Source organism: Yoonia sp. 2307UL14-13, from assembly GCF_037572755.1.
Taxonomy (GTDB): Bacteria; Pseudomonadota; Alphaproteobacteria; order Rhodobacterales; family Rhodobacteraceae; genus Yoonia.
Genome location: NZ_JBBIFZ010000001.1, coordinates 1,349,480 through 1,364,941, shown reverse-complemented (window position 1 = coordinate 1,364,941; position 15,462 = coordinate 1,349,480). Strand labels below are relative to the sequence as shown.

The 15,462-nt window shown below is 59.9% G+C and carries 18 protein-coding genes; 15 read left to right on the top strand and 3 right to left on the bottom strand.

The genetic code is table 11. The annotated features are described in order from the left end of the window. Positions 1-81: 81 nt before the first annotated feature. The 3 genes from pgeF to lgt are packed head-to-tail and all read right to left on the bottom strand — an operon-like array spanning position 82 to position 2,767. Positions 82-837 carry a peptidoglycan editing factor PgeF gene (gene pgeF / locus V8J85_RS07060; RefSeq protein ID WP_339952973.1) on the bottom strand — a complete coding sequence of 252 codons (756 nt, stop codon included), beginning with the start codon at positions 835-837 and terminating at the stop codon, positions 82-84. Further along, complete coding sequence (locus V8J85_RS07055; protein ID WP_339952972.1) at positions 834-1,892, bottom strand: class I SAM-dependent methyltransferase; 1,059 nt, start codon at positions 1,890-1,892, stop codon at positions 834-836. The genes pgeF and V8J85_RS07055 overlap by 4 nt, the downstream gene beginning before the upstream one ends. After that, positions 1,889-2,767, bottom strand: a complete 879-nt coding sequence (gene lgt / locus V8J85_RS07050) for a prolipoprotein diacylglyceryl transferase (protein ID WP_339952971.1) — start codon at positions 2,765-2,767, stop codon at positions 1,889-1,891. The genes V8J85_RS07055 and lgt overlap by 4 nt, the downstream gene beginning before the upstream one ends. A gap of 95 nt (positions 2,768-2,862) precedes the next feature. Here lgt and V8J85_RS07045 point away from each other — a divergent pair, with 95 nt between their 5' ends. From V8J85_RS07045 to lpxC, 15 genes are all read left to right on the top strand, one after another. After that, the gene (locus V8J85_RS07045; RefSeq protein ID WP_339952970.1) at positions 2,863-3,126 is read left to right on the top strand and encodes an accessory factor UbiK family protein; all 264 of its coding nucleotides are present in this window, start codon (positions 2,863-2,865) and stop codon (positions 3,124-3,126) included. A gap of 132 nt (positions 3,127-3,258) precedes the next feature. Beyond that, positions 3,259-4,428, top strand: coding sequence for a putative lipid II flippase FtsW (gene ftsW, locus V8J85_RS07040; RefSeq protein WP_339952969.1), 1,170 nt, complete (start codon positions 3,259-3,261; stop codon positions 4,426-4,428). Further along, a complete protein-coding gene (locus V8J85_RS07035; protein WP_339952968.1) occupies positions 4,425-5,522 on the top strand; it encodes a UDP-N-acetylglucosamine--N-acetylmuramyl-(pentapeptide) pyrophosphoryl-undecaprenol N-acetylglucosamine transferase in 1,098 nt (365 codons plus the stop codon). Before ftsW ends, V8J85_RS07035 begins: the two co-directional genes overlap by 4 nt. 17 nt (positions 5,523-5,539) lie before the next feature. Continuing rightward, positions 5,540-6,940 (top strand): UDP-N-acetylmuramate--L-alanine ligase, encoded by a 1,401-nt coding sequence (murC, locus tag V8J85_RS07030; RefSeq protein WP_339953082.1) that lies wholly within the window; start codon positions 5,540-5,542, stop codon positions 6,938-6,940. A gap of 81 nt (positions 6,941-7,021) precedes the next feature. Beyond that, positions 7,022-7,276: a DUF2484 family protein gene (locus tag V8J85_RS07025; protein ID WP_339952967.1), complete on the top strand. Its 255-nt coding sequence runs from the start codon at positions 7,022-7,024 to the stop codon at positions 7,274-7,276. Between the two features lie 47 nt (positions 7,277-7,323). Next, on the top strand, positions 7,324-7,533 hold the full coding sequence (locus tag V8J85_RS07020; RefSeq protein WP_339952966.1) for a DUF2484 family protein: 210 nt from the start codon (positions 7,324-7,326) through the stop codon (positions 7,531-7,533). After that, the gene (locus tag V8J85_RS07015) at positions 7,526-7,813 is read left to right on the top strand and encodes a UDP-N-acetylmuramate--alanine ligase (protein WP_339952965.1); all 288 of its coding nucleotides are present in this window, start codon (positions 7,526-7,528) and stop codon (positions 7,811-7,813) included. The genes V8J85_RS07020 and V8J85_RS07015 overlap by 8 nt, the downstream gene beginning before the upstream one ends. Before the next feature lie 62 nt (positions 7,814-7,875). Next, positions 7,876-8,163, top strand: coding sequence for a hypothetical protein (locus V8J85_RS07010; protein ID WP_339952964.1), 288 nt, complete (start codon positions 7,876-7,878; stop codon positions 8,161-8,163). Continuing rightward, entirely contained in the window at positions 8,160-8,432 is a 273-nt protein-coding gene (locus V8J85_RS07005) for a hypothetical protein (protein ID WP_339952963.1), read from the top strand. Before V8J85_RS07010 ends, V8J85_RS07005 begins: the two co-directional genes overlap by 4 nt. Beyond that, a complete protein-coding gene (gene murB, locus V8J85_RS07000; RefSeq protein WP_339952962.1) occupies positions 8,425-9,363 on the top strand; it encodes a UDP-N-acetylmuramate dehydrogenase in 939 nt (312 codons plus the stop codon). Before V8J85_RS07005 ends, murB begins: the two co-directional genes overlap by 8 nt. A gap of 80 nt (positions 9,364-9,443) precedes the next feature. After that, on the top strand, positions 9,444-10,358 hold the full coding sequence (locus V8J85_RS06995) for a D-alanine--D-alanine ligase (protein WP_339952961.1): 915 nt from the start codon (positions 9,444-9,446) through the stop codon (positions 10,356-10,358). After that, complete coding sequence (locus tag V8J85_RS06990) at positions 10,346-11,245, top strand: cell division protein FtsQ/DivIB (RefSeq protein ID WP_339952960.1); 900 nt, start codon at positions 10,346-10,348, stop codon at positions 11,243-11,245. Before V8J85_RS06995 ends, V8J85_RS06990 begins: the two co-directional genes overlap by 13 nt. Further along, positions 11,245-12,579, top strand: a complete 1,335-nt coding sequence (gene ftsA / locus V8J85_RS06985; protein WP_339952959.1) for a cell division protein FtsA — start codon at positions 11,245-11,247, stop codon at positions 12,577-12,579. The genes V8J85_RS06990 and ftsA overlap by 1 nt, the downstream gene beginning before the upstream one ends. Positions 12,580-12,752: 173 nt before the next feature. Next, complete coding sequence (ftsZ, locus tag V8J85_RS06980) at positions 12,753-14,339, top strand: cell division protein FtsZ (protein ID WP_339952958.1); 1,587 nt, start codon at positions 12,753-12,755, stop codon at positions 14,337-14,339. Between the two features lie 202 nt (positions 14,340-14,541). After that, positions 14,542-15,459 carry a UDP-3-O-acyl-N-acetylglucosamine deacetylase gene (gene lpxC, locus V8J85_RS06975; RefSeq protein ID WP_339952957.1) on the top strand — a complete coding sequence of 306 codons (918 nt, stop codon included), beginning with the start codon at positions 14,542-14,544 and terminating at the stop codon, positions 15,457-15,459. Positions 15,460-15,462: the final 3 nt, after the last annotated feature.

Sequence of the window (15,462 nt, the reverse complement as noted above, 5' to 3'; positions counted from 1 at the left end):
AACATGTATGGGTTGATTAAGCTGAGGATGTTTATGTTCGTTAATCTTGCCGACACTGGGTTGCCCCAATTCGTGGCCTCACTATAGCCGGATTGCCGCAATCAATCGCCCATAGTCAGCTTCTTTGCGGTGCATGGAGCGTCGATAGCTAAAGAACCGGTCCGGTTCGGCGTAGGTACAGTGGCGTGTCCATCTGACGATGCCGACCCCGTGTTGCCGTAGACGGTGCACGCCAAAGGCGGGCAGGTCAAAATGCGACCGATCACCCTGGGCCTTGGTGAAGAACCGGCGGTAGTCGGGATCGGCGTCCAGAAACCGTTCCTGAAATTCGGGCCCGACCTCATAATTGCGCTGACTGATCGTGGGACCGATGATCGCGATGATGCCGTTGCGGTCTGCGCCAAGCGTCTCCATCTGATTGACGGTATTTTCCAGAACGCCATGTAGCGCGCCTTTCCATCCCGCATGCGCGGCCCCGATCACGCCTGTCTTCGGGTCGGCGAACAGGACAGGCTGGCAATCCGCAGTCAGCACCGACAGGACGAGCCCTCGGGTTTTTGTGACGAGTGCATCGGCTTTGGGCAGATCGGTACGAGGTGTCCTGACGATCAGCGCTTCGGCTGAATGGATTTGATGTACCCCGATCATATTGTCAGGTGTCACACCCATTGCTTTGGCTACCCGTTCGCGGTTGATGGTGACGATATCGTGCTGGTCCGAGCTGCCATAGCCGCAATTCAGCCCCTTGAACACACCGGAAGAGGCGCCACCGGCCCGTCCGAAAAAGCCGTGGCGGATGCCCGAAAGCGCAGAATCCGTGATGATGTCCAGCGTCATGGTTCCAATCCAGGTGGCGGTGTCGCCGTGGCGGGATAAATGCCGATCACTTTGAAAAGGTCCCCCATTTCATCGGGGTGGGTCAAGCGTCGATGTGCGGCGATGTGGCCGTCCAGCGCGTCACCCGAAAGCCGCTTGGCAAGCATCTGCGCGCGGTTGGTGATACCCAGCCGTTCAAGAAAGACGCCCTGCGTCGTCAACCGCGTATGTTTCGCCGGATGTACGTTTGCGGCGATCGCCGCAAAATCGACATGGGCGGTCAGGTCCGCCACCCCCGGCTTTTCAAGCGGATCAACCGTTTCGTGCTCGGCTACGGCCTGCAAGGTGTCGCCCAGCGATTGCCAGTCACCATAATCGATGATCAGCGCCGCGCCACCATGCCGATCGATCCGTGCGCCGGCGGCCTGCGCGATCGCGGGCATGGTGGGACAATGCTCAACCAGATCGCCCGCTTGTGTGTCCGCCAGCCTGTCACTGAGCAGATCAAGCGGTGCAGGCGCCGAAAGTCCCAGCGTCAGCTTGTCATCCTGCAATCCAACCATCCGTTCCCGCCAGCCGTCTCCGTCCCGGACGAATTGTCTGATCGGAAGCGCATCGAAAAATTCGTTCGCGATCATGAACAGGGGTAGGTCGGGCAGACTATTGATATCGTCATGCCATGTCGCCTCGGGGACAGCCTGCGCTTGTAAGGCGCGTAGTTTGGATGACGCCTCGACAAAGTGGACTTGTGCCGCCGCGTGAAAGCCGGGCACATCGCGTGTCGCCCTCAAAGCATCGGCCATGAGCGTACCACGCCCCGGCCCGAGTTCAGCCAGGACGATCGCGCTTGGTGCCCCCTGATTGAGCCACGCTTGTCCGAGGCACAGCCCAACCAGTTCGCCGAACATCTGGCTGATCTCCGGCGCCGTTATGAAATCGCCCGAGGCGCCCAGCGGATCGCGGGTTGTGTAATAGCCATGCACGGGATGCATCAGGCATTCGGCCATGTAGTCGGCCAGAGTGATCGGGCCGGTTGCGGCGATCCGCTTGGCCAATAGCGCCCCAAGCGGTGTCATCGCCGTAGTACAAAGAGGATGACGGCAAACCCAGCAAGGATCATCGGCAGGCTAAGTAGCTGGCCCATGGTCAGACCATAGCCATCCGTATGCAGGGCCAGGCCGAGCGGGTTATCCGGGCTTGTGAATTGCAGGTCAGGCTGCCGGACGAATTCGACGATGAAACGCGACAGGCCGTAGCCGAGGAAAAACACTGCAGAAAGAAGCCATGGCCTTTTGAGTGCACCAAAGCGGAAGGCCAGCGTCAGCAGGATGATCCCTAGGATCAGCCCCTCCAATCCGGCCTCGTAAAGTTGTGAGGGGTGGCGCACACACGGTTCCGTTGCAGTCGCGCAGGATTGTGCTTCGACTCCCGGAAAGATCACGCCCCATGGCGCGTCGGTCGGGCGCCCCCAAAGTTCGGCATTGATGAAATTGGCGCAGCGCACCAGCAGAATGGCGGGGGTGGCCGCTACGGCGATGATGTCGGCGAGGTCGGGCAGGGGCACGTTATGTCGGCGGCTGAACAGGTAGACGCCCAGAACGACGCCGACGAATCCGCCATGAAAGGCCAGCCCACCTTCCCAGATCTTGAGGATATCGAACGGGTTGGCGAGGTATTCCTGCGGTTTGTAGAACAGCACGTAACCCAGCCGCCCGCCTGCAATCACGCCAATGACGATGTAAGTCAGCAAATCCTCGAGATGGCCGACCTGCATCGGTGGCCCATTTCGCCAGATTTGCGGTCGCCGCAAGGCAGCGCGGATGATCAGCCAGCCAAACCCTATACCCACGATGTAAGCCATCGCATACCAGCGCAGGGCAAGGTTGAAACCGAAAATCTCGACCGAAAAGATGATCGGAGAGATATCGGGAAAGGAGATGGCCGCCAACATGAGGCCATTCCTTTCCCGCCCGTTGGGCGAAGTCAACCATACTTGTGTCAGGGCGATAGAGGTTCCATATAAGCCCTAACCAGATGGAGATTACCATGCAGACCAAGAACAAGATTTTCGATGACCTGAGCCAGTTGATGACCAATGCCATGGGCGTCGCCCAAGGTGCACGGGACGAGGCGCAAACGGCGTTGTCGTCGCTGATGGACCGCTGGCTGGCCGATCGCGATCTGGTCACGCGCGAAGAGTTCGAAGCAGTGCGCACCATGGCCCAAAAGGCCCGCGAAGAGAACGAAGCGCTGAATGCCCGGATCGTGGCGCTTGAAGGTGGCGACAATCTTTCAAAAGAAAAATCGTAAGCCCAAGAATTTTATCTAAAATTCTTGTCGCGTACGGCACCGGTCATCTTTTTGTAGAATCACCCGAAAATGCCAGCTATGCTGCGCACAGACCCGGAAAACCGGGCATCAGAGGCAGTATGGCGGTGATCCATGACGGAAATGGTCCATGGGGCGGTCCCGGTTTCATCCGGCGACCCGGTTATTCCCAGATGGTGGCGGACAATCGACAAATGGACAATGTCCTGCATCCTCGTTCTTTTCGGGATCGGGCTTTTGCTGGGATTGGCGTCGTCGCCCCCATTGGCTGCCAAAAACGGGCTTGAACCTTTTCACTATGTCACCCGCCAGGCAGTATTCGGCGGCATGGCCATGGCCGTGATGCTCATCACGTCGATGATGTCTCCTACTATGGTGCGCAGGTTGGCCGTGCTCGGCTTTGTCGCGGCCTTTGCCGCCCTCGCAATGCTGCCGGTTCTGGGGACCGATTTCGGCAAGGGCGCGACCCGGTGGTATTCGCTGGGCTTTGCCGCCATACAGCCTTCCGAATTCCTCAAACCCGGCTTTGTCGTAATGGCGGCGTGGTTGCTGGCCGCAAGCCAGCAGATCGGCGGCCCACCCGGCAAGACCTATTCTTTCGTGCTGACCATGGTCATCGTCCTCATGCTGGCGATGCAGCCCGATTTCGGGCAAGCGGCCTTGATCCTGTTCGCCTGGGGTGTGATGTATTTCGTGGCCGGGGCGCCGATGCTTTTGCTGATCATTCTGGCCGGGCTGGTGATTTTTGCCGGCTCCATCGCCTATTCGAATTCCGAGCACTTCGCCCGCCGGATTGACGGATTCCTATCGCCAGATTTGGACCCCACGACGCAGCTTGGCTATGCCACCAACGCGATCCGCGAGGGCGGCTTCTTTGGCGTTGGTGTGGGCGAGGGGCAAGTGAAATGGTCCCTGCCTGACGCCCATACGGATTTCATCATCGCCGTCGCCGCTGAGGAGTACGGTTTGATTTGCGTGCTGGTAATCATCGCGCTTTATGCCGTCATCGTCGTGCGTTCGCTTCTGCGGCTGATGAAAGAACGCGACCCGTTCATTCGCCTCGCGGGGACGGGGCTGGCCTGCACCTTCGGTGTGCAGGCCATGATCAATATGGGGGTCGCCGTGCGCCTCTTGCCCGCCAAGGGCATGACATTGCCGTTCGTCTCTTACGGTGGCTCGTCCCTCATCGCTGGTGGGATTGCTGTCGGGATGCTGCTCGCCTTCACCCGCACCCGCCCGCAGGGCGAGATGGAGGATATCCTGATGCGCAGGGCAAACCGATGAAAGCGCCACTGCTGATCATCGCCGCCGGAGGGACCGGCGGGCACATGTTCCCCGCGCAGGCCCTGGCCGAGGCAATGCTGGAAAAAGGCTGGCGGGTGCGCCTGTCGACCGATGCAAGGGGTGCGCGGTACGTGGGCGCGTTCCCGGAGGCTGTCGAGATTTCGGTCGTCGGCAGCGCAACTTTTGCCCGGGGCGGCATCCTGCAAAAATTGTTGGCCCCGTTCCGTATCGTTGGCGGAATCGGCATGGCCAAATGGCGCATGCTGCGCGACCGACCCAAAGTAGTTGTGGGCTTCGGTGGATATCCGACGATCCCGGCGATGGCCGCAGCCTGGGTTTTGCGTATTCCCCGGATGATCCATGAGCAGAATGGTGTTCTGGGCAGGGTCAATCAGCTGTTCGCCAAGCGTGTGCATCAGGTGGCTTGCGGGACATGGCCGACGGATCTACCCAAAGGTGTTGAGGGTTTTCACACTGGCAACCCTGTGCGTGCGGCCATCCTCGACCGGTATCAGGCCCCCTATATTCCCCCAGGTGATTACCCGATGGCGATCCTTGTGCTGGGCGGATCGCAAGGCGCCCGTATCCTGTCCGACGTCGTGCCGCCTGCCATCGCAAGCCTGCCCGAACATCTCCGCCGCAACATCCGCGTGAGCCATCAGGCGCGGGAAGAGGACGTTGCGCGGGTCGCCGAGTACTATGCCAGTGAACTGATCACCGCCGACGTGCAGACTTTTTTCGATGATGTGCCGGGTCGCATGGCAGATGCGCAACTGGTGATTGCCAGGTCGGGCGCCTCGACCGTTGCCGATGTCAGCATCATTGGGCGGCCGGCAATCTGGGTGCCGCTCGGCACGGCCATTCGGGACGAGCAAACCGCCAATGCAAGGCAGCTGGTCGATGCAGGCGCATCCATTCTGATGCCCGAAAGCGTGTTTGAGGTCGACAGCCTGTGCGAACAGATCGAAACGGTGCTTAGCACCGAAGAAGGGGCAATGCGAATGGCGCATGCGGCACTGGCCTGTGCGGTGCCTGACGCAACTGAACGCCTTGTGGACTTGGTAGAAAATCTGGCAGAGGGACAACAAGAATGATGGACGGGAACCCGCGCATGAACGCCGCAACGAAACTTCCGCTTGATGTCGGGCCGATCCATTTCGTTGGGATCGGGGGCATCGGCATGTCGGGCATCGCCGAGGTGCTCTTGAACCACGGCTATCAGGTGCAGGGCTCCGACCTGAAATCATCCAAGATCACCGACCGGCTGAAATCGCTGGGCGCGGTGATCTATGAAGGGCAAAAGGCCGAGAACCTGGAAGGGGCCGAGGTCGTCGTGATCTCATCCGCGATCAAATGCGGCAATCCGGAACTGGACGAGGCACGGGCTAAAGGCCTGCCCGTCGTCCGCCGGGCCGAAATGCTCGCCGAACTCATGCGCCTCAAATCCAACGTGGCCGTCGCAGGCACTCACGGCAAAACGACGACGACAACCATGGTCGCCGCGCTCCTTGACGAAGGCGGCATCGACCCCACCGTCATCAATGGCGGCATCATCCATGCCTATGGCTCCAACGCGCGGATGGGGCAGGGCGAATGGATGGTGGTCGAGGCGGATGAAAGCGATGGCACCTTCAACCGCCTCCCCGCGACCATCGCCATCGTCACCAACATCGATCCCGAACATATGGAACATTGGGGGACCGAAGAGGCGCTGCATCAGGGGTTCTACGACTTCGTGTCGAACATTCCCTTTTACGGCCTCGCCGTCTGCTGCACCGACGATCCCGACGTGCAATCGCTCGTGGGCAAGATCACCGACCGGCGCGTCGTGACCTACGGGTTCAACGCGCAGGCCGATATCCGCGCGGTGAACCTGCGCTATAGCGGGGGTGCTGCGTTCTTTGACGTGGCTTTGCAAAATGAGGACGCCGTGATCGAAGGCTGCGAACTACCGATGCCCGGCGATCACAACGTCTCAAACGCGCTCTCTGCCGTGGCAGTCGCCCGCCATCTGGGCATGAAAAAGGACGAAATCCGCGCCGCCCTGAAAGGCTTCGGCGGGGTCAACCGGCGCTTCACCAAAGTGGGCGAGGTCGATGGCGTCACGATCATCGACGATTACGGCCACCACCCGGTCGAGATCGCAGCCGTCCTGAAGGCCGCCCGTCAAGCCACTGACGGTCGCGTGATCGCCGTGCACCAGCCGCACCGCTACACGCGGCTAAGTCACCATTTCGACGAATTCTGCGCCTGCTTCAACGACGCGGATGTCGTGGGCATCTCCGAAGTCTTTGCCGCCGGAGAGGACCCGATTGCAGGTGCAAACCACACCGACCTCGTTGCCGGCCTGATCCGCCATGGACACCGGCACGCGCGGATTGTCGAATCCGAGGACGACCTGGAACGGATCGTGCGGGAACAGGCGAAACCGGGGGACATGGTCGTGTGCCTTGGGGCCGGGACGATCAGTGCTTGGGCAAATGCGCTGCCCGGACGGTTGGAAAAAACGTGATCTGAAACGGCTGGTCGGTCATCATTTGGTCGCTATTTTCGCTTAGTGACAAACAGAACGGTGACTGATGACAGATCATACATGAGCATTCCTGCAATTCTTGGCATTCTTTGGGTCTTTGCGGCCACGCTCACGGCGCTGCTGCCGATGCGATATCAGTATGCACCGGGCATCACGTTGCTGATAACCGCTCCGATCCTGTTGATCTGGATCGGCATCGCGCATGGCTGGGTCTTGGCCGTGATGGGCTTCGCCGCTTTCGCTTCGATGTTCCGCAATCCGCTTGTTTATTTCTATCGACGCGCAAAGGGACAACGACCGGAGATACCGAAATGACGTTATCGCTTTTCATGATCTCTATATGGGTTTTGATTGCCTTCATAATGCAGCTGGTTCCGTCGAATGATCACCATTGGCGGCGGGCTTATGTATTGATGGCGGTTGGCGTGCCGCTTTTGGTTTGGGTGACATGGCGTGACGGGCCCTTGATTGGGTTTATCGGGCTGGCGGTTGGGGCCGCCGTGCTGCGCTGGCCCGTTTATTATCTATATTTGTGGCTGATGCGGCAGATGGGCGGACACGCACGTGATTGAAATTGCGATCATCGGGGGGATGACGGGTCTCGCCTTTGGCGCGATGGCATTGTTGGCATGGCTGGTACGCAAAGGGGCCTCGGGGGTGGCGTTGACGATCATGTCGGTGCTTGGCGCGGTTCTGGTTATTCTGTTTTATGCGACCGGGCGCCAGATCGGGGTCGATCCTGTGATCGCGACAATGCTAGTTTTCGTCGGGGCTTTGCCCGCTTTTCTGGGAGGAAGCGCAGGGGCGCTGTTGGGATGGATGTTGCGGCGGAGGGATGATCGTCAAATTTAATTATTGAACAACGTTCACAAATTTGATAAAAGATGAACACAGTTCAATAACGGAGACGAATCATGTCGGAAGAAATCCTCTTATATGTAATTCCAGCCATCACGTTACTAGGTACAGGTGGCCTGACCTACATGCTGGCGAAAAAAGGCAAAGTTGCCGCGATGTGGACAATCGGCGGGCTGGTCTTTGCCTTTAGCGCATTCATGTTCATCGGCCTCGAGAACGCCAGCGGCTGGGACGGGCTGGGTTATCTGCTTGCACTACTCGGCCTTTGCGCGCCCGGTGCGGCGGGGTTCGGTCTTGGCGGGGTGATTGGTTGGATCACCAAACCACAACCGACCGCCGCATGATCGAAACAGCGTTGATCATACTTGCCGTGCTTATCCCGTCGGCAACGCTCGCCTATTGGTGCGCACGCCGTCACATTGGCATCGCCATCACGATCATGGCGGCGATTTGGGTCGGCTTTACACTGATGATGTATTCTGGAATGCAGCACAGCATTGATTGGGATTGGTATCTGGGTGCCTTGATGTTCGTCAGCGCGCCAAGTGCGGCAGGTCTTTTCATCGCAGGCACGATTGGCTGGATCAAAGGTCGAAAGGACATATATGCGTGATCTTCCTGCAGTGCGCGGCACGTTGACGGAAAATCGGCATTTGGCGGATTTGACGTGGCTGCGCGTCGGCGGGCCAGCAGATGTCCTGTTTCAGCCGGCTGATCCGGATGACCTGTCTGGTTTTCTGGCAGGCCTCGATCCGTCCATTCCGGTTTTTCCAATGGGTGTAGGTAGCAACCTGATCGTGCGCGATGGCGGGATCAACGGTGTCGTGATCCGTCCGGGCCGTGGTTTCAACGGGATCGAGATCAGCGGTCAAACCGTGACCGCTGGCGCGGCAGCGCTCGATGCCCATGTCGCCCGCAAGGCGGCAGAGGCCGGGTTGGACCTGACCTTCCTCCGCACGATTCCCGGAACGATCGGCGGTGCCGTCCGGATGAATGCGGGCTGCTATGGGGTTTATGTGGCCGATGTCTTGACATCGGTAACGCTCGTCTTGCGCGACGGCACGATGACCGAAGTCACCGCCGAAAAGTTGCATCTCTCTTATCGCAACGGCGTGATCCCGGATGGCGCCGTCATCATAAGCGCCACGTTCGCGCCGCCCAATGGTGCCCCCGATGTCCTTGCCCGGCGCATGCAGGAACAGCTGACCAAACGGGACGAAACCCAACCGACGAAGGATCGCACCGCCGGTTCCACCTTCCGCAATCCTGCCGGATTTTCCTCGACCGGGCGCGCCGACGATGTGCACGACCTGAAGGCATGGAAGGTCATCGACAATGCCGGCATGCGTGGCGCGACCCTCGGCGGAGCGATCATGAACACCAAACATTCCAATTTTCTGACCAATGCCGGCGATGCCACCGCCGCGGATCTCGAGGATTTGGGTGAAGAGGTGCGGAAAAAGGTTTACGATACGCAAGGCATTACCCTAGAGTGGGAAATTATGCGGGTCGGTCGCCGTCAGGGGAAAGATACCGCGCAATAACAGGTCGAAACGACCCGATCCGAGGCAAGGATCACAAAGAAACGACGGGTCGAAAAGACCCGCGAAAAAGGCGGTTGGGTATGTCGAGCAGGGCAAACCCGAAAGTTGTCGTTCTGATGGGCGGTCCATCGGCGGAGCGTGAGGTTTCGCTGAGTTCGGGCCGCGAATGTGCGGCGGCTTTGCGGGAAGCAGCATGCGAGGTGATCGAGGTCGATGCGGGCCCCGACCTTGTCGCGCGACTGACTGAAATCAAACCCGATGTCGTTTTCAACGCCCTTCATGGACCGCTGGGCGAAGATGGCGTGGTGCAGGGGCTGCTCGAATGGCACCGCATGCCCTACACCCATTCCGGCGTGCTGGCCTCTGCCACGGCATTGGACAAAGAGCGGACGAAGAATGTCTATCGTACCGCCGGTCTGCCGGTTGTCGATAGCCTGCTTGCGTCCTCTGATGACGTCCGCACCCGGCACGTGATGCAGCCGCCATATGTGGTGAAACCATATAATGAAGGGTCCAGCGTCGGCATCTACATCGTTGACAAAGACGCCAATAGCCCGCCGCAGCTGGCCGATGATATGCCCGAACAAGTCATGGTCGAGGCTTACGCGCCGGGCCGCGAACTGACCACAACCGTTCTGGGCGACAGCGCCCTCACCGTCACCGACATCATTACCGATGGCTGGTACGACTATCACGCGAAGTATGCACCGGGCGGGTCGCGCCATGTGATCCCGGCTGACATACCGCAAGAGATTTTCGATGCCTGCATGGATTATGCCCTGCGGGCCCATCACGCATTGGGCTGCCGTGGTTTGTCGCGGACTGACTTCCGTTGGGACGAGACGCGCGGGCTGGACGGCCTGATCCTGCTCGAAACCAATACTCAGCCCGGCATGACGCCCACATCACTTACCCCCGAACAGGCCAAGCATGTGGGGATCACCTTTCCGGAACTGTGCCGCTGGCTGGTGGAGGATGCATCATGCGATCGCTGATCTTCCGCCGCAAAGCTGCAGATGCGCCGCGTGATCCCGCCCCATCACGGCTGACCTACCGGATGCAGCGGCTGATGCTGACGCCGGGGTTTCGGGCGTTTCTGCGTGTCGGGGTGCCCATCCTTCTGGTCGGGGCGATAATGACCAGCTGGTTCTCGCACGAAGAAAACCGCGCGATGCTGAACGCCCGCATCGCCGAGGCCAAGCGGAGCTTTCAAGAGCGCCCGCAATTCATGGTGCAATCCATGACGATCAGCGGAGGTGACGGTCCGCTCACGGCTGCCGCCGCAGCTGAACTGCCGATCACGTTTCCGGTGTCGTCCTTTGATCTGGACCTCGAAGCCATGCGCCAAAGGGTCGAGGCGCTCGATGCCGTGAAATCCGCACGGGTCCGCATGGGCCAGAATGGCGCGCTGCAGGTCGTGCTGAGCCCGCGCGAACCGGTCGCCTTGTGGCGGGATGGTGCGGTCTTGCGTCTGATCGATGGCGAAGGCATCGAATCCGGGACGATCGGTTCAAGGGCCGACCGGCTCGATCTTCCGCTGATCGCGGGTGACGGGGCCGAGCGCAAGATCGAAGAAGCGCTGAAACTTTATGCTGGATCGGGGCCTTTGCGCGACCGGGTGCGCGGTCTGGTGCGCATGGGCGAACGTCGCTGGGATATCGTGCTGGATCGCGACCAGCGCATTCTGTTGCCGGGCGATGATCCGGTGGCCGCTTTCAATCGCATCGTCGCGCTGAACGAAGCGCGGGACATCCTGAAACGCGACGTCGTCGTAGTGGATATGCGCAACGCCGCACGCCCGACCCTGCGGATGAGCCAGGAGGCTGCGATAGCGATGCGGCGGGCGAACGAAATAACAATAAACGATGAGGCAGACGAGTAATGGGCGATCTCTACGACAGCCAGCGGGCGATGCGGCAAATGCGCAAGGCGGCGATGCAGCGGGGGGTGGTTGCGACCCTTGATGTCGGAACCTCCAAGATCGCCTGCCTTGTGTTGCGCTTTGATGGGCCAGAGCAGTTTCGCAGCGCCGATGGCGTCGGCTCCATGGCCGGCCAGTCGCAGTTTCGGGTGATCGGCGCGGCGACGACGCGGTCACGCGGGATCCGCTTTGGCGAGGTCGATGCGATGCAAGAAACCGAGCGCGCGATCCGCACCGCCCTGCAAGCTGCGCAAAAGATGGCCAATGTCCGGGTCGACCACGTCATCGCCTGTTTCTCGGGCGCACGGCCTCGGTCCTATGGGCTGGACGGATCGCTCAATGTGTCCGACGGCGTGATCACCGAACAGGATATCAGCCAGGTCATGGCGAATTGCGACGTGCCAGATTACGGTGAAGGGCGCGAGGTGCTGCACGCGCAGCCGGTGAATTTCGCACTTGATCACCGCTCGGGCCTGTCCGACCCGCGCGGCCAGATCGGCCATACGCTCACCACCGACATGCACATGCTGACCGTGGATGCTGCGGCGATCCAGAACCTGTTTTACTGTATCAAACGGTGCGATCTGGAACTGGCCGGGCTGGCCTCGTCGGCTTACGTGTCGGGTATGTCTTCGCTAGTAGAGGACGAGCAGGAACTGGGCGCGGCCTGTATCGACCTTGGTGGCGGTTCGACCGGCGTATCGATCTTCATGAAGAAACACATGATCTATGCCGATGCTGTGCGTATGGGCGGAGAGCATGTGACGTCAGACATTTCCATGGGCCTGCAAATCCCGGGGGCGACCGCTGAACGGATCAAAACATTCTACGGCGGCGTCGTTGCTACCGGCATGGATGACCGCGAGATGATCGAGATCGGCGGCGATACGGGCGATTGGGAACATGACCGTCGGACCGTCAGCCGCGCCGAACTGATCGGAATAATGCGGCCACGGGTCGAGGAAATTCTGGAAGAGGTGCGCAGTCGTCTGGATGCAGCAGGTTTCGAACATCTCCCCAGCCAGCAGATCGTGCTGACCGGCGGCGGGTCACAAATCCCCGGGCTTGACGGGCTGGCCAGCAAAATCCTTGGCCAGCAGGTCCGATTGGGTCGTCCGTTGCGGGTGCAGGGTCTCCCTCAGGCCGCCATCGGCCCGGCCTTTTCCAGCGCCGTGGGTCTCACGCTGTTCGCGGCGAATCCACAGGATGAATGGTGGGATTTCGAGATTCCGGCCGAAAACTATCCGGCGCGATCGCTGAAACGGGCCGTAAAATGGTTCAAGGATAACTGGTAATACGCAACATCTTGCCGATCCGTGGATATCCAGCGGGAGCGGCAAGTTTTTTCTCCATATTTGGTGTCATTTTTGTGTTTTTGTCGTGACCTTTCGGCACCACTCGGCTACGATAACAAAAAACAATCAGCAGGCGCTCGTGGGCACGGGCATAAAAACAGGCGGATCGAGTAATGACATTGAATCTCTCCCTTCCCGGGCATGAAGAACTGAAGCCACGTATCACCGTGTTCGGTGTTGGCGGAGCCGGCGGCAACGCGGTCAACAACATGATCGAGAAAGAGCTCGACGGGACCGAATTCGTCGTGGCGAACACGGACGCGCAGGCGCTGCAGCAATCGCGAGCCAGCGCCAAGATTCAGATGGGGCTCAAGGTTACCGAAGGGTTGGGGGCCGGGGCCCGCGCAACGGTTGGCGCGGCCGCCGCCGAGGAAAGCATCGAACAGATCGTCGACCATCTGGCAGGGGCACATATGTGCTTTATCACTGCCGGTATGGGTGGCGGCACAGGGACAGGTGCCGCCCCCATCATCGCGCAGGCGGCGCGTGAATTGGGTGTGCTGACTGTCGGTGTCGTAACCAAACCCTTCCAGTTCGAAGGTGCCAAACGGATGAAACAGGCCGAAGACGGGGTGGAAGCTCTGCAAAAGGTCGTCGATACGCTGATCATCATTCCCAACCAGAACCTGTTCCGCCTCGCCAACGAGAACACGACCTTTACCGAGGCCTTCGCGCTTGCTGACGACGTGCTGTATCAAGGTGTTAAAGGCGTGACCGACCTGATGGTCCGTCCCGGTCTGATCAACCTGGACTTCGCAGATGTCCGCGCCGTGATGGACGAAATGGGCAAGGCGATGATGGGCACAGGCGAGGCCGACGGCGAAAACCGCGCGGTTCAGGCCGCTGAAAAGGCAATCGCCAACCCACTTCTGGACGAGATTTCGCTGGAAGGCGCGAAAGGCGTCCTCATCAACATCACCGGCGGTTACGACCTGACCCTGTTCGAACTGGACGAAGCGGCGAACAAGATCCGCGAAAAGGTCGATGGCGACGCGAATATCATTGTGGGTTCCACGCTGGATACCGAAATGGAAGGCCGCATGCGCGTCTCTGTGGTTGCAACAGGCATCGACGCCACGGTTAGCAACGCGGATTCGCCGCTGCCGCGCCGGTCGATGGCGGCCCCCTTGGCCCAGACAGTATCGGTCGAAGAAACGGTGGCAGAGGCACCCGCTGTCGCAGCGCAAGTCGAGGATGCACAGCCCAGCTTTGCTGAACTTGATGTGCCACGCGCCGCACCCGAGCCGGTGGCCTTCCAACCGCGGGCCGAGCCGGAACCACAACCACAGCCCGTCGCAGCCGCTGTGGATGACATGCCTCCGCCTGCCTATTCACCACGGCCGGCACCGCAACTGACCGAGGCAGAGACCTTTGTCGCGCCGCGCGCACCCGCTGCTGCAACACCGGGTACACCGACCCCAGAAGCGATCGCACGTCTGCAGGCCGCTGTCGCCAAGGCACCTACACAAGCCCAGCCGCAGCAGCGCCCAGCCGCGACCCAAACAGAGGTAGAGGGTGAAAAGCCACGTTTCGGGATCAACTCTTTGATCAACCGGATGACCGGTGCGCAAGCCGAAGGTGGCACACCACAGCCCGCGCGGACACAGCCGCAGGTGACAGCTATTCGGCAGGAACCCGAGGCAAACGAGGATCAGGAACGGATCGAAATCCCGGCCTTTCTGCGGCGTCAGGCGAACTGAGCCAAAAAAAAGACGCAAGGTCAGAATCAATAGAAGGTCGCCGATAGGCGGCCTTTTTTGTTTTTAAAACAATATCTTGCTGCAACTGCAAAATCCATGCCACAAAAAAGCCATGCCATGTTTCAGACCGTTGTAAACTGTGTGTTGAGCGACAGGGCAGGGCAGCTTAATTCAGGATCAAGGCAAACAAAGGCTGACCTTCGTGCAGACGACATTGAAAACAGACGTAACCTTTGACGGCATCGGTTTGCATACCGGCATGCCTGTTACGGTTGTCGTGCGTCCTGCCCCAGCGTCAACCGGGATCGTATTTCGGCGGGTTGATTTGACCGATTACCCCAAACTGCATGCGACCTGGGACAATGTCATTGTGTCGCCATTGAATACGCGGCTGACGAATGCCGACGGCGTGACCGTGTCCACCATCGAACACCTGATGGCGGCCTTAGCCGGTTGCGGTGTGCACAATGCGGTGGTCGATATAGACGGGCCTGAGTTGCCTATCCTCGACGGCAGCGCTGCAGGTTTCGTGCGCGGAATCGTCGATGCGGGTGTGATCCGGCTATCTGCTCCCTTGCGGGCGATCGAAGTGTTGAAGGATGTCAGCGTGACCGAGGGGATGTCGGTCGCCACGCTATCGCCTGCCACCACATTGCAGATTGATTTCGCCATCGACTTCGCCGATGCGGCGATCGGGCGCCAACACAAGGTGATGAACCTGGCCAATGGCAGTTTCGTCCGCGAACTTTGTGATAGCCGGACGTTCTGCCGGTCTTCGGATGTGGATGCCATGCGGGCCAAAGGGCTTGCCTTGGGTGGTACGATGGAAAACGCCGTTGTCGTCGATGGCGACAAGGTGCTGACCCCGGGTGGCCTGCGGCACACGGATGAGGCTGTGCGGCACAAGATGCTGGATGCGCTGGGTGATCTTTATACAGCCGGTGCGCCGATCTTGGGACGCTACACAGGCAGCCGGTCGGGCCATGCGATGACGAACAAGTTGCTGCGCGCACTTTTCGCTGATCCAACCGCCTGGCGTTGGATCACGTGCGACGCAAAAACAGCCGCGCGTTTGCCAGGTGTCGGCGTCAGTGCGGCCGATTTACACGCGGTCGCTTGAACA